The 12790-nt window shown below is 42.8% G+C and carries 16 protein-coding genes; 7 read left to right on the forward strand and 9 right to left on the reverse strand.

Annotated elements, in window-relative coordinates; all coding sequences use genetic code 11:
* The 7 genes from IQR33_RS13630 to IQR33_RS13660 all read right to left on the reverse strand — a co-directional run.
* The coding region (locus IQR33_RS13630; protein ID WP_228013891.1) for a hypothetical protein at positions 1-1655 on the reverse strand (1655 nt) is incomplete at its 3' end.
* A complete protein-coding gene (locus IQR33_RS13635) occupies positions 1642-1881 on the reverse strand; it encodes a hypothetical protein (RefSeq protein WP_054576242.1) in 240 nt (79 codons plus the stop codon). The genes IQR33_RS13635 and IQR33_RS13630, both read right to left, overlap by 14 nt.
* The gene (locus IQR33_RS13640) at positions 1878-2105 is read right to left on the reverse strand and encodes a hypothetical protein (protein WP_042522490.1); all 228 of its coding nucleotides are present in this window, start codon (positions 2103-2105) and stop codon (positions 1878-1880) included. The genes IQR33_RS13635 and IQR33_RS13640 overlap by 4 nt, the downstream gene beginning before the upstream one ends.
* Positions 2087-2389: a hypothetical protein gene (locus tag IQR33_RS13645; protein ID WP_065645124.1), complete on the reverse strand. Its 303-nt coding sequence runs from the start codon at positions 2387-2389 to the stop codon at positions 2087-2089. The genes IQR33_RS13640 and IQR33_RS13645 overlap by 19 nt, the downstream gene beginning before the upstream one ends.
* A gap of 63 nt (positions 2390-2452) precedes the next feature.
* Positions 2453-2788, reverse strand: coding sequence for a hypothetical protein (locus tag IQR33_RS13650; RefSeq protein WP_042522492.1), 336 nt, complete (start codon positions 2786-2788; stop codon positions 2453-2455).
* Between the two features lie 9 nt (positions 2789-2797).
* Positions 2798-3337, reverse strand: coding sequence for a phage regulatory CII family protein (locus IQR33_RS13655; protein WP_193837620.1), 540 nt, complete (start codon positions 3335-3337; stop codon positions 2798-2800).
* A 110-nt stretch (positions 3338-3447) separates the two neighbouring features.
* Complete coding sequence (locus tag IQR33_RS13660) at positions 3448-3660, reverse strand: hypothetical protein (protein WP_017821157.1); 213 nt, start codon at positions 3658-3660, stop codon at positions 3448-3450.
* Positions 3661-3813: 153 nt separating this feature from the next.
* Here IQR33_RS13660 and IQR33_RS13665 point away from each other — a divergent pair, with 153 nt between their 5' ends.
* The 4 genes from IQR33_RS13665 to IQR33_RS13680 all read left to right on the forward strand — a co-directional run bounded on the left by IQR33_RS13665 (position 3814) and on the right by IQR33_RS13680 (position 8384).
* A complete protein-coding gene (locus tag IQR33_RS13665) occupies positions 3814-4476 on the forward strand; it encodes a helix-turn-helix domain-containing protein (protein ID WP_193837621.1) in 663 nt (220 codons plus the stop codon).
* 30 nt (positions 4477-4506) lie between these two features.
* Entirely contained in the window at positions 4507-6093 is a 1587-nt protein-coding gene (locus IQR33_RS13670; RefSeq protein WP_193837622.1) for a DUF4041 domain-containing protein, read from the forward strand.
* Between the two features lie 14 nt (positions 6094-6107).
* A complete protein-coding gene (locus tag IQR33_RS13675; RefSeq protein WP_193837623.1) occupies positions 6108-6875 on the forward strand; it encodes a hypothetical protein in 768 nt (255 codons plus the stop codon).
* Between the two features lie 90 nt (positions 6876-6965).
* Positions 6966-8384 carry a KAP family P-loop NTPase fold protein gene (locus IQR33_RS13680; protein WP_193837624.1) on the forward strand — a complete coding sequence of 473 codons (1419 nt, stop codon included), beginning with the start codon at positions 6966-6968 and terminating at the stop codon, positions 8382-8384.
* A gap of 57 nt (positions 8385-8441) precedes the next feature.
* Here IQR33_RS13680 and IQR33_RS13685 read toward each other — a convergent pair whose 3' ends face one another.
* Positions 8442-9284, reverse strand: coding sequence for a hypothetical protein (locus IQR33_RS13685; RefSeq protein ID WP_228010053.1), 843 nt, complete (start codon positions 9282-9284; stop codon positions 8442-8444).
* A 234-nt stretch (positions 9285-9518) separates the two neighbouring features.
* Between IQR33_RS13685 and IQR33_RS13690 the strand changes: the two genes are divergently transcribed.
* A complete protein-coding gene (locus tag IQR33_RS13690; protein ID WP_193837625.1) occupies positions 9519-10541 on the forward strand; it encodes a tyrosine-type recombinase/integrase in 1023 nt (340 codons plus the stop codon).
* Positions 10542-10793: 252 nt separating this feature from the next.
* Here the strand turns inward: IQR33_RS13690 and IQR33_RS13695 are convergent, their stop codons facing one another.
* Positions 10794-11111: a Grx4 family monothiol glutaredoxin gene (locus IQR33_RS13695; RefSeq protein WP_193837626.1), complete on the reverse strand. Its 318-nt coding sequence runs from the start codon at positions 11109-11111 to the stop codon at positions 10794-10796.
* A gap of 285 nt (positions 11112-11396) precedes the next feature.
* On the opposite strand from IQR33_RS13695, the gene sodB reads away from it, so the two are divergent.
* Positions 11397-11981 carry a superoxide dismutase [Fe] gene (sodB, locus tag IQR33_RS13700; RefSeq protein WP_005396533.1) on the forward strand — a complete coding sequence of 195 codons (585 nt, stop codon included), beginning with the start codon at positions 11397-11399 and terminating at the stop codon, positions 11979-11981.
* A 154-nt stretch (positions 11982-12135) separates the two neighbouring features.
* The gene (locus IQR33_RS13705; protein ID WP_033907342.1) at positions 12136-12639 is read left to right on the forward strand and encodes a VC2046/SO_2500 family protein; all 504 of its coding nucleotides are present in this window, start codon (positions 12136-12138) and stop codon (positions 12637-12639) included.
* The last annotated feature ends 151 nt before the right edge of the window (positions 12640-12790 follow it).

A 12790-nucleotide genomic window follows, 5' to 3' on the forward strand; every position in this document is an offset into this window, starting at 1 on the left:
ATCGCTTTGGCCTTAATGGTTTGCTCTTTGGCATTTCGTAGCTTGCGAATTTGCCGCTTAATTGGCTTTTTCCATTGCTCAAGTTTGTAGCCCAACTCCTTAATTATTGCGGTCATATTGCCAGCTTCAAACGAAGCAAGAGTTTCCCAGGCAGGAGCTCTTGAGCACTTCGCGATATTGTATCGATTTCCCTTGATTAGCCCTTGGTCAGCATTTTCACCTTTAGCGGCATAACCGACTGCTTTGATAATGTAAGAACCGGCGGCTTTTGGCTTTTTGATTCGCTCTAATTTCGCAAACCCGTGCCCCCATATCTTTTCAAGTCGCTTAGCCCAAGGACTAAAGAGATGCTCTGGTACTGTCCAACGTAGCAAAATATGAACGTGTGGATTAGGCTCTCCATCTTCATTAGCTGGACACTCGGCTACCCATATGTAATGGAAATCAGCAGGCAAGTTAGTTGGGCCAACATCGCTGGGGTGAACATGTTTAGCAACTTTCTCCTGGGATAAATCACAGTACTTTCGTCCACTATCTTTATCAACTTGGATGGTATGATCCGCAACCCAGCCACGTTGATACATTTTCTTTGCGCCATCAAGAAAACGAGAGACTTCTTTACCTATCGTTGTCTCTAAGGTTTTTTCCATCGAGAACTCTTGCTTGGGCTTTTGTTTAAGATCGCAATACGGCCCGGCTATGACACTGCCCTGGTTCATAGCTTTAACACGCTTACTATCTGAGGTTGGAAACAGCCAGTATTCTCCACCAATATCCGTGATTGGTTGGTCAACTTTCTTTTCGCCGCGCTTGGGATGTATTGTCACCATGTTGCGCTTATAGATTATTGGGTGATGCGATCCCATACTGACACACTCACTTCCATCCAACATTCCGCCGAATATGGCCATCCGTTGTGCCTTGGTGAAAGTCAGCGTCAGAAAAGTAGAGAAACCACCATGGCAAGCTGCAGTGTAAGCCCCTGCCTCAAAGATTTTAGAAACAGAACGGGACGTCAGCTTTTCCGAAAACCTCTCACCACTGTTTTCCGCAGGCGCAGCACTAGATGGCGTTTCGGTTACCGCCTGAAACTTATAAGTTTCATTCCAAGACCGGTGCATTAGCTGCATTGAAATAGGAATCTTTTTAGGTTCGCCTTGTCCTCGTTTTCCATTCTGATTGAGAATGGCAGGTTTGGAGCGCTCGTTCGTTTCATACAAAGCATCATGGCTGAAGTTGGCGTCGGCATTACTGATGATACTTTTAGGGCGTAGAGACTTGCTCAGACTCATCAATTGCTTAATTTGCTTGTCTTTTCTGTGGCGAAATTTCTCTGTCGGACTTTTGCGCCCTTTGACTAGCCTATACTCTTCGGCGATTCTCGCCGCCGCTTCGCGGTCATGTTCCGAGAGGTAATTTACAGATTTATAGAAGTCAGTTCGCTCTTGAAGATCTCGCTCACGCTTAGACTTTCGATTGGGAACGCGGTCATATATCGCTATTTTTTTGACCATTCCGCTATCCAGAAGCGCTTGTTCTTGGTCTGAGTAAATTTTGGAACCTAAAAAACCAGCATTATAGCTGGCGTCATTATTTTTGATTCGGTCCAGGGGCATCACTGCCCCGCCGATATAGAGAAGGTCAGACTGGTTCATACTCTATCCCTAATTTTTCTTTCGAAAACTTAACGAATAGTCTCTGTGTATCAGGAGACTTCAGAAAACCTTCGACCTCTTCGAGTCGAATAGTCATGGTTATGCCCCATCCTTCCGGCCCAGCAAAATATGCAATAGCACACTTTTCATATGTCTTTGTTCGTCCTTCCAAAATTTGAATGACATCATCACCGACACTAACTGAAGTGATCCTTTTATTTTTCATACCGCCTCCAGTTCTTGGGTCGTTACCAACATAAAGCCGCCTTTACCATTGCCTTTGCTCAAAACGCCTTTGGTTAAATGAGTGCAACTGAGGGATACACACGCTTGTTCGATCGCTTGGTCTAGCGAGTCGAAGTCGCCAACCATTAAATTGGCAACTTCTTGAGTGTCTTCATGGCGGATAACACCGCCAGCTGGACAAAGCATTATTGCGGCATATTGCATAAATCAGGCTCCAGTTCTTTCTCATCGCGACGAACGGCAATGCGTTCGATCAAGTAATCTTCAATGTTCAGTAGTTCTTCAAGCGCACGCTCTTTATCAATTAACACAACGTTGTGAGCATGATTCGTTGTGTTTTCATCAAACACAATCACGTTGAGAAGGCTCATTTTTGATGAGTACTCGATACGAATACTGATGACATCTGAGCTATCCAACGCCAAAGCGAACAGACTATTAATAGTTGTTTGGATCGCGAGTTTGTTTGCGACTTCATTTAGATTCATCTTTTATGCTCCTACGCTAAGACGAAAAAAAGCCCCCTGTTACAGGGACAAAGGCTTGGAGAATTAATGCGTACCACTGAATTGGTAATGCTTGAGGCGTCGAACGTCACCAAGATTGCGATCGAACAACGTTGCGATTTCTTTAATCTGTTGCATGCCGTTACGGATTTTTTGAAGCTCCAAATCATTAAAGCTTTCAAACTCTCGCACATGCTCCGAGGCTTTCAGATCACTGGCGACTAAAACCATACCGCGAAAGCGTGGTGGCATCGCGTTCCACAACTGCTTCAACTTGCCGCGTGTAGCGGAACCATTGAACAAAGCTTTACAAGCGGCAATGCTCTCGTTGGCGTTGGGTATTTGCTTTTGTTGTTCCTGTTGAATAGCGAACTGACTCATTGGCTCTCCTTAGGCTAAGCCCGGAAGTGGCGCACCGTTGGCGAGGAAATCTGTGCCCATTTGCATGAGTGGCTGAAAGCCGGTGGTGCGATTTTCTAAATCGTTGACGAACAAAACTAAGTTGCCGATGGCCGCTTGAACCTTGGCAATGGTTTTGCGTTTTTGACTGCGAGGTAAACGGTCTGCACTGCACATGTGCATTGCATCGCTAGACAGCTCACCTGAATATTGGTTGTTAAGTAGCGTGCGCTCTAAAAGGTTCTTCTCTTTCCCGTCTTGAGGTAACTGAACCGTAACCACACCTAGGTCAGCAAAGAGTGTATTCACAATGGTGTAATCGCCGGATTCTTTGCTCAGCAATGCCAAATCCACGGGGTCCAGCTTGTGCGGCTGTTCTGGGTTGAGCTTGTTACGCAACATTCTCCCAGTCAGGCCAATGCGTGGTGCCAGCTTTTCCATATTATGATTGATCGCGAAGTCGCAGCATGCAGCGTTAAAAGATTGCTGTTTGCGTTCGCGGAATCCGCACATAGCGATATTTGCGTCCATGATCCACACTCTTACATGAAAGGCGGTACGAGAATGACAGCCAACGCGAACACATTTAGCCACATCGAGCAGTGCGTTCTAGTTGGAATAAGAGAGGAAAAGCCCATTATTTACCCAAGTGCAGCAATGGCTTCACGTGCCGCCATTTCGTGCATAGCAACCATGTTAATCAATGGCTTATCGCGGCGTTTATCTTTAGGCTTGATGATGACGCGACCTTCTGTTACGTATTGTTTGATGGTGCCCATCGGCAAACCAGTAAGGCGAGAGTATTCTTCGTAAGTCACATACGGACTTAGTGGAGGTATCTTGTACGTTAACATGGTGATATCCTTGTATTTATATCTATCTTCTTCGGTTGTCTCTTGCTTTGGTCGGCGTGACATCCGAAAACAAGTTTAGTATTGATCCGATTTTTCGTACGGTCAACGCATTTTCGTACAAAATTGAAATCAATCACATAATGGTGAACGATTATGAGTGCAGAATTAGCTATTTTTGATTACATCAAAGGCGAGGCATTCACTGATAAACTAAAAGAAATCAATGGCGTAAATTCTCTTGGAGAACTGGCGCAGATATATGGTGTACCTAAAACCACTTTTAGTACTTGGAACTCACACAACAGAAACTCACACGAACTGGTTGTAAGAACTCATTTACGTACGGGCATCCCGGTTAAAGAGCTGATTCTTCCCAACGACTATCCTGAGACCGAACTACACCACTCTTTTTGGGGCAATCAAAAAGCACCTGAAGCTGAGGTGACTTCATCTAGTCCAGAGTTACAGAACCTTCAGTTAGCCATCGTCGCGATTAATAGTTTCTGCCTCACGAACGGTCAACTTGTGCCAACTGGAGAAATCCCATATGCACAACGTATGTTTAACTCTTGGGATTTAGAAGCCAGCAACATCATTGAAATCGAGACGAACGACGGCCGCTTTCTGGTAGATAAAAAGCAGAACGATGCAGTGAGTGGCGAGTATTTGATTGATATGAATGGGCGCCTGTCCATCAACCATATTCAACGATTGCCAAACAAACTAGCAGTCGTGTTTGGCAACGCGACGGTTGAAGTATCTGAGGAAGATATCAAAGTAATTGGCCGCGTGGCGGTGACATTAAGAAAAGAATAATTATTAACTGGTTGTCTAGGAGTAAAACTTATGGATGAAGGAATCTTAATAATCCTCTCTCTTGTCATTCTACCTCTACTTTTACTCATCTTTAACATGAGACGGAGTAGGAAGGCTAGGTTAGCTTTCGAAGAGAAGCTTGCCGATACAAATAGGCAACTCGAATATGCATATGGCAAAGTTGCCCGCCTCGAAGAAGAGCGAAGAGACTTGAAAACTAAGTATGGGCCGATCATAGATATAGAAGGTCATGCAGCCAAATTACTCGATGAAGCAGAAGAAGATGCAGCATCTAAACGAGATCAATCTTTAAAGTTGCTAGCTGAAGCCGAAGCAAACGCGGACGAAATTCGCCAGGAAGCGAAGTCTATCAGGTCAGAAGCGACTCAACGATTGAAAGATTCGAAAGAAAAAGCCGAAGTAATTAAGAGTGAGGCTAGAGTTGAAGCTGAGAAAGTTATTAGCTTTGCTGAGGCTCAAGCGAAGGAAATTGCAGGCGATGCATACGAAGCTAAAGCGAAAGCAGACTCGTATGATAAAGCTATTCGTGCGATGCGAAACACCATTGAAGGCTACAAGGATGACTACATTATCCCTAACCACTCTGTGTTAGACGATTTAGCTGATGAGTTTGGTCATAAAGAAGCAGGTGAAGAACTCAAAGCGGCAAGGAAGAGAGTTCGAGATATGGTTAAGGATGGTTATGCTGGCGCCTGTGATTATGCAGAAATTCACCGCAAAACCTATGCCATTCATTTTGCTGTCGATGCATTTAACGGAAAAGTAGACAGCGCACTAGCGAAAGTTAAACATGATAATTACGGGAAAATTAAACAAGAAATCATCGACGCTTTTGCTCTCGTTAATCACAATGGCGCCCCTTTCAGAAATGCACGCATCAATCCTGAGTACCTAGATGCAAGACTCAATGAACTTAAATGGGCAGTAGCCACTTTTGAACTCAAGAAAATCGAAAGAGAAGAACAAGCCGAAATCAAAGCGCAAATTCGAGAAGAAGAACGAGCTATTAGAGAAATGGAAAAAGCGCGTAAAGAAGCAGAGAGAGAAGAACGTATGCTTCAAAAAGCGCTTGAGAAAGCTCGAGCTGAACTTGCCGCCGCGAATGATGAGCAAAGAGCTCAATACGAATCACAGCTTGCTGAACTCGAGGACAAACTTAAAGAAGCAGAAGAGAAAGGCCAACGCGCCCTTTCTATGGCTCAACAAACTCGCAGAGGCCATGTTTACGTTATTAGTAACATCGGCAGCTTTGGTGAAGAAGTCTTTAAAATTGGTATGACTCGAAGATTAGAGCCAATGGATCGAGTCAAAGAGCTAGGAGATGCCTCAGTTCCTTTCTCATTCGATGTCCACGCTATGATTTACAGTGAAGACGCCCCAGCTCTAGAAAAAGAACTTCACAGAAGATTTGATTTGGACTCTGTGAACAAAGTGAACCCACGCAAAGAGTTCTTTAGAACATCGGTTGCGGAAATCAAACAAGCGGTAGAACAAAATGGTGTTACAGACGTTCATTGGACTCTAAAAGCAGAAGCGGCAGAGTACCGAGAAAGCCTTGCTATCGCTAAAGAGCAGCTAGCGGAAGCCATCGCATAAACTAAGAGGTGACCATGAACCCAATAGATAAGGTTACAGATCCATCATTTACCGAGTCAGCAAAAGGTCTGATGGTGATATTTTGTATTGGAGCAATACACTTGGTAATAGGCGTAGAACTAACTAACGCAAAAATAGCTATACCTTGGTTTCCTACCGTAAACTTTAAACATCCTGAGTATTTGGTTTATCTATATTGGGCTTTGAGTTTTTATGCGATGTATCGCTACTCTTTACACAATGCAATTCTTATTAGAAAAGAGTTTTTTCAAGCTTTGTACGAAAGTTTACGAGGACCAACAGGTAAGAAATTTATATCCGAGGCAATACTCCTTCAAGGCGCTCCTTATTTAGTGGAAAGAAAGAACTCTAAGAATAACGAGATTAGTATTTTAGGCTATATACCGGAGCAAGATCCTAAAACAGGTGAAGAAGTTCAAAATAATGTATTTTACTTCACTTTTAAGTTCAATAAAGACTATCAATTTGAGGAAATATTAGCTTCTTCCGATCCCGGCTGGGATGTAAGTGAAGCTTGCTTTAATCATGAAGAAATACGACAGAAGTGGGGGTTGGATCTATTTATAGATGAAGATCGTCACGAAGAATACCGTTCCACTTTTATCAGAAGTAAAACTTACAACTTGAAACTTGTGTGTATACGAATCAAACCATTCCTCGGAACATTACTAAGCCAAAAAGAAATATTTGACCTTTGTATACCATTGATATTAAACACTTCTCTGTTTTTCGCTTGGGTAATCAAAGCAAGCTTTACTTAGCGACGAGCCTTTTTAAAAATGCGTTGTGATTTTCTGACCGATCCTTATTTACCGTAGAGTTTATAAGAATCAAATTAATCGGGAGACTCTATGAGCACAGTTGTACCTAAAAAAGAAACATTCGAAAATTATGAGCTGATTGATAGAAAGCCGTTTGCAAACCACCTTACTGCTTTCCTGAACACCAAAGCTGAAGAAGGTTATGTGATTAACCTTAATGCTGAATGGGGAGCTGGTAAAACAACTTTCTTACAATGCTGGTACAACGAACTTTCCAAAGGTCACCCAACCATTTACTTTGATGCCTGGCGTTCGGACTTTTCCAAAGATGCTATGTTGGCTTTTATCGACTGCTTTCACGCTCAGTTAACCAGCCCGATTAGCGAAAATAAAGAACTTATTGAATCTCTACTCGCCAAAGGCAGTTACTTTATTCGAAAATCTCTTCCTTCATTATTAGTAGGATATTTGAAGCACAAAACTGGCGCACCTGAAGACGAATCAATATTTGAAACAGCGGAATCGGAGTTTGGAATAGAGATAGATGAAGGCGAAGCCGGTAATGCACTCAAAGACGTATTAAAAGAGATCGTAGAGCAACGCCAAAAAGTTAAAGGAATCAGTGATTTTCAAAATGTACTTGTTGATCTTGCGGATGCGGTCATAATTGCTAATCAACAAGCGGACAATCCCAAGCAATACCCTGTGTACGTTTTGATAGACGAACTCGACCGCTGTAGGCCAAGCTATGCCATCGAGATAATCGAGACTGTTAAGCATTTCTTTAATACTAAACATTTCGTATTTGTCATCGCGACAGATACCGAACAGCTCCAGCATTCTGTCAAGGCAGTTTACGGTGAAGGCTTCGATGCGTACTCATATCTAAGCCGATTTTTTCATCAGACCGTAACGTTACCGGCTCCAAGCATGACAGAATACTTGGTCTCTCGACTATCACCAATAGTCGAGTCTGACTTTGAATTTGATGCACCTTTCTTACTCGATTTCCTCGTGGGGATATTCGAGTGGCACAATATGACTTCACTTCGTGAAATCGACAAAGTGATACAAGATATAGAGGTAGCAAAATCAACCGGAAACAAAAGCTTTAAAATCATCCCATTGGTTTTACTCTCTGTTCTAAAGAGACTGCATCCGCAAAGCTTCAACAAGTTTATAAAAAGTGCCGTTTTACCTTATCGACATGAAAATCAAAATAATGCTGAGGATAAAGACTATCTGTTACCAAAAAATAATAATGTTAAACCTTTGAAAATCAATACAACGTTAATAATACAATTTGAAAATGCGTTACGATACATGTTGCTATCTCTAAACCAGAACGCAGATACGTTAAGTATAGACAACCTTTCTACTTTACCGTCTCACAACCAAAACAACGGTATTTACATCGTTTGTGATGCATACCGCCTCAACCCAATGGGAACTCCCGCAAATAAAGAAGGTTACAGTAAAATACTAAATTTGGCTGGGCATTTTGAGTAAAAACAAAAAACCCATTAACGAGGGGCTCATTTATTCAGAATGGAGAGATACTTCGATCTAAGAAGCGCCTGAATTGCTATGCTCTTCTTTTGCGGCCTCATCTTCAGCTACCACATTCATTTTACGGAAGGATAGATACTTGGTAAAACCTGTAGAGATGATGGCTTTGTTATTGGGAGATATGCCAACATGACCAACGACGATCACGTCTGAGCCATCAAGATCACTGACCTCTTTAATTTTAAAATTCCTAAGGATCTGCTCTTTTAACTCTGGTCGCAACTTTATGCTAGGCTCAGTCCTATAGTCGCCATAATTCAGCCAAAGAACTCCATTACTATCTACGTTCAAGTTGTTTATTGGGCCCCAGAATATGTATTCTTTTCCTGTGTGCTTGTCACTTGCTTCTGATATGGGAACTAAGAAGTCTGCAAGTTGACCTTTAATAATTTCTCTTCCGCCGTCAGTCACAATGTTAATCGTCTGTCCCTTATCCGCATAATTGGGGTTGCGACATAAGTTTGTTAACAGCGCTCTCAAAGATTTATTTAGTGGGAAACCTGAGCCAGACCCAACACCAGATGCGGGCCTTGCCGTTACTCGTGTTGATTCCTCTTCACCGTGCTTGCCATTGTCTTGAGACACGTACAATGAGTTATTGTTGACTTTATCTAGATCTACACGAATATCAGCAGATAAATCTCCTTCTCCCGCTGATTCATCTTCCCCATCAGGTTTCATCAATACCGTCGAAGCATCGCAATCAGGTTTATGACGAGCACCAAAACATGCCATACGGTCGATTTTTGCTGTCTTATACCCCTTAACAAACCAAGCTTTTTCTCCACAAACTTTGCAGTCAATTAATCCTCGAAATTTACCCGGATCGTCCTCATACATTTCCGTTGTACAATCCGACCCATCTTCCCTGTAGGTACAAACAAGCATACTCACCTCAACACATAAACTACCGTACTAATCCCGATTTATCAGCAATTTGTGTATCGGTCAAACCGTAGTCTTCTCTTTGCGATATAGAGCATACTCATTCTTGTTCGTTCATTCTCAACTTAAACATTGCAAAAACTACCACATAGAAATACTGTATATAAAAACAGTTAAATTTATCTCATTATGACAATCCGAAACCTCAAAGACAGCAGCAAAAAACCTTGGCTTTGTGAATGCTATCCACAAGGTCGAGCTGGTAAACGCGTTCGTAAACGCTTTGCAACTAAAGGTGAAGCTGCTGCTTTTGAAATCCACTTAATGAAAGAGGTAGATGACAAGCCGTGGCTGGGAAGTAAGCCCGATCATCGCAGGCTATCTGATTTAGTGGAGTTGTGGTTTAAGCTGCATGGTAAGAATCTCAAGTCCGGTGATCATACTCGCCTGCGCTTAGAAAGTATGGTTTTAGACTTGGGCAACCCTATTGCTTCACACCTTAACGCGAAACAGCTCGCCACTTATCGCTCTAGCCGTTCAAACAAAGGTAGAGGGCAAGAACACAAAGAACTTTCCATCGCTTCGAATAACGTGGATTTTGGGTTGCTAAAAGCGATGTTCAATAAGTTGATAAAACTTGGAGAATGGAAACTACCTAACCCAGTTGATGGTATTGAGGCAATCAAAAAGCCGGAATCCGAACTGACGTTCTTGACCGAACAGGAAATTCGTCACCTGTTCGACGTGGCACAGCACAGCCCGGTTGGTGATGAGTTAACAAAGATATATAAAGTTTGCTTAACGACTGGTGCACGTATCAGGGAAGCGATTTATCTGAAGGGTTCTAACCTGACGAAATACCGCATTACCTACAACAATACCAAAGGAAAACGAAACAGAACGGTACCTATTTCTGAAGAGTTGTATAACCAAATCTATAAGCCAACCAATGACCGGCTTTTCACTTGCGGTTACGGCGTGGCGTACAAATGGCTGACTAAAGCCCTTCCCCATTTACCCAAAGGCCAAGCCACTCACGTTTTACGTCATACCTTCGCGAGTCACTTTATGACTAATGGCGGCAACATTCTCGTGTTGAAGGAAATCCTCGGCCATCAGCATATCGATCACACGATGATTTACGCTCATTTTTCGCCAAATCACCTGAGTGATGCCGTACGTTTCAACCCACTAACAAATCTTAGTATCTAGTCGCCAATTATGGCGACAAAATGGCGACAAAGGTCAGCTTTTGTCGTTATTTATAGGTCACAGTCAGATTGATGAATTACTTATACTCTATGTATAGCAAGGGATAGCAACGATTAAGAAGGTTAGGCAAGGTGGCGACACATAATAAAGCTTTATGTTCATTCCACTAACCTAAAAAGAAAAAGGAGCCAGTACGGCTCCTTCGTATTCTATCGCTAAATGTGAGTATTTACGAATTACTCAGCTTGATCTTCAGCGCGCTGCTGCTTCTTTGATTAGAGGCTGCAGTTCACCTTTTTGGAACATTTCTAGAATAATGTCACAACCGCCGATAAGCTCACCTTCAACCCATAGTTGAGGGAAAGTTGGCCATTGCGCGTACTTTGGTAACTCAGCACGGATATCTGGGTTTTGCAGAATGTCTACGTAAGCGAACTTCTCACCACATGCCATTAGTGCCTGTGACGCTTGAGAAGAGAAACCACAGCTAGGTAGTTTCGGTGATCCTTTCATGTACAGCAGGATTGAGTTTTCAGAGATCTGCTGTTTGATTTTGTCGATAGTTTCCATCGCTTCCTCATTCATGGGTTTGAACTTTATTTATTTGCCACATTCTACTCAATAACGACAGAATAAAAACCATATAATTAATAAGGCTTAATTTTAGGTTGCTCATTGGCGAGCAATGCAGCACTTCACCACTGCTAACCTCTTAAAATATTTTCATATCGGGGTTTTAATAAAGTAAAAACTTGCTAAAATACTTAGCAAGTCAGCCTTAAAGGCGACATAGCTATAAAAAAACACTGGAAGCAATCGAAAGGTCATCCTTTCAAATCAATGGAGAATCGAGTAATGGCATTTGAACTACCAGCTCTTCCTTACGCGAAAGACGCACTAGAACCACACATCTCAGCAGAGACTCTAGACTACCACCACGGTAAGCACCACAACACTTACGTTGTTAAGCTTAACGGTCTTATCCCTGGTACTGAGTTCGAAGGCAAAACTCTAGAAGAGATCATCAAGACTTCTACTGGTGGCGTATTCAACAACGCAGCGCAAATCTGGAACCACACGTTCTACTGGCACTGTCTTGCTCCAAATGCGGGCGGCGAGCCAACTGGCGCAGTTGCAGACGCAATCAACGCAGCATTCGGTTCTTTTGAAGAATTCAAAGCGAAGTTTACTGATTCAGCAATCAACAACTTCGGTTCTTCATGGACTTGGCTGGTTAAGAAAGCTGACGGCTCTCTAGAGATCGTTAACACTTCTAACGCTGCTACTCCTCTAACAGAAGAAGGTACAACACCACTTCTAACTGTTGACCTATGGGAACACGCGTACTATATCGATTACCGCAACGTACGTCCTGATTACATGAACGGCTTCTGGGCTCTAGTAAACTGGGACTTCGTAGCTGAGAACCTAGCGAAGTAATATACTTCCCCCTAAGTTCAATTTAGTCTTATTCAAAAGCCCGCTATTTAGCGGGCTTTTTTGTTTCGCCTTCCCTAGCACCTTTAAATAATTCCCTCTTTTACTAAAGTTTTTCTTATCCACGCCGTTAAAAGAGCATCGAGCGAGGAACATCATGCAAATTCATACGTTAGACAAAGCTGCAATTATCAACGAACTTCAGTTCGGTAATGGTATTAACCATGCCGTACACGAAGGTCGTCGTGCGGATTTCTCGCTGATTCTGTCTATGTTCTCTAATGATGTTCGCGATGTGGTCCCAGTTGAAGAGGTCCAGGAAGTCATCACCAGTGACAGTATTCTTCGCCAACAATTGGGTTTATCGCAACCTCAAGCTCTTCGTTCTGATAGCAGCAGCTATGAACTCGCAGCTGAACAAGCGAAACAGTTTCACGATGCAGGATTGCCTTCCGCAAAGCTGAGCCATTACCTAAAACCAGATGCGCTGACTTACCTGCCTGAAGACACATTCAACCTACCAGAGGAGGTTTATCACAACCTATCTGGTCATGAGCGACGCAGATTGGGCGAACGCAACAAACAACTGATCCCAGATGCTGGGCTATATAATCAGCTAGTGACGGCTCAACGTCAGCATCAAATTCAAGCTAAAGCATAGAGATCCGCTTTTTATCCAATAGCTTGCAATACCTACACGTCAGAAATGTGACATCTTACAAATTACCGCACAATAGTCCTCACTCGAAAGCGTTAGTTTGAAGCCTTTCACACTGAACCCAACGAATTTCAACCATGCTATTAGCACAAAC

Source organism: Vibrio sp. OPT46 (assembly GCF_015163535.1).
GTDB classification, from domain to species: Bacteria; Pseudomonadota; Gammaproteobacteria; order Enterobacterales; family Vibrionaceae; genus Vibrio; species Vibrio alginolyticus.